The 1,357-nt window shown below is 36.4% G+C and carries 2 pseudogenes; both read left to right on the top strand.

The window, feature by feature from the left end:
* Positions 1-555 (top strand): annotated as a pseudogene (locus CHU92_RS00040) (DEAD/DEAH box helicase family protein); the annotation flags it as partial.
* A gap of 8 nt (positions 556-563) precedes the next feature.
* Positions 564-1,357 (top strand): annotated as a pseudogene (locus CHU92_RS00045) (type I restriction enzyme subunit R domain-containing protein); the annotation flags it as partial.

The raw sequence follows: 1,357 nt of genomic DNA on the forward strand, positions 1-1,357 counted from the left end.
GCTAAAAAATGGTCAACCAATGAAGGAGGCGGATATATTTGGCACACAACAGGTTCAGGAAAAACGCTTACCAGTTTTAAAGCTGCACGATTAGCAACGCAATTAGATTTCATTGACAAAGTTTTCTTTGTAGTTGACCGTAAAGACCTGGACTTTCAGACAATGAAGGAATATCAGCGATTTTCTCCTGATAGTGTAAATGGTTCAGATAGTACAGCAGGCTTAAAACGAAACATTGAGAAAGACGATAATAAGATTATTGTTACCACTATACAAAAATTGAATAACCTCATGAAAAGTGAGGGTGACTTGCCGATTTACCAAAAGCAAGTCGTTTTCATTTTTGATGAAGCACACCGTTCTCAATTTGGAGAAGCACAAAAGAATCTGAATAAGAAGTTTAAAAAGTTCTATCAATTTGGTTTTACTGGTACGCCAATCTTCGTTCAAAATGCTTTAGGCTCAGAAACTACGGCAAGTGTTTTCGGTCGTGAACTGCACTCTTATGTAATTACGGATGCAATTCGTGATGAAAAGGTGCTGAAATTTAAAGTTGATTATNAGAAGCACAAAAGAATCTGAATAAGAAGTTTAAAAAGTTCTATCAATTTGGTTTTACTGGTACGCCAATCTTCGTTCAAAATGCTTTAGGCTCAGAAACTACGGCAAGTGTTTTCGGTCGTGAACTGCACTCTTATGTAATTACGGATGCAATTCGTGATGAAAAGGTGCTGAAATTTAAAGTTGATTATAATGATGTTCGTCCTCAGTTTAAGAGCATAGAAACTGAAATAGATGAGAAAAAATTAAGTGCGGCAGAAAACAAAAAGGCTTTACTCCATCCTGAACGCATTAAAGAAATATCTCAATACATTTTACAGAATTTCAGGATAAAAACCCATAGAAACCAAGGAAGCAACAAAGGCTTTAATGCCATGTTTGCCGTAAGTAGTGTTGATGCAGCTAAATGCTATTATGAAGAATTAAACAACCTGCAAAAAGACAGCGACAAGCCTTTAAAGATTGCTACAATCTTCTCTTTTGCAGCAAACGAAGAACAGAGTGCCATAGGTGAAATAGTTGACGAGACTTTTGAACCTTCAGCAATGGATGTTACAGCCAAAGAGTTTTTATCCAAAGCTATCAATGACTATAACGCCATGTTCAGAACCAGTTATGGCGTTGACAGTAATGAATTTCAGAATTATTACCGTGACCTTGCCAAACGTGTAAAGAACAAAGAGATTGACTTAATCATTGTGGTCGGAATGTTCTTAACTGGCTTTGATGCTCCAACACTCAATACACTTTTTGTTGACAAAAATTTGAGGTATCACGGTTTAATTCAAGCCTTTTC

This window comes from Flavobacterium cyanobacteriorum, assembly GCF_002251835.1.
Taxonomy (GTDB): Bacteria; Bacteroidota; Bacteroidia; order Flavobacteriales; family Flavobacteriaceae; genus Flavobacterium; species Flavobacterium cyanobacteriorum.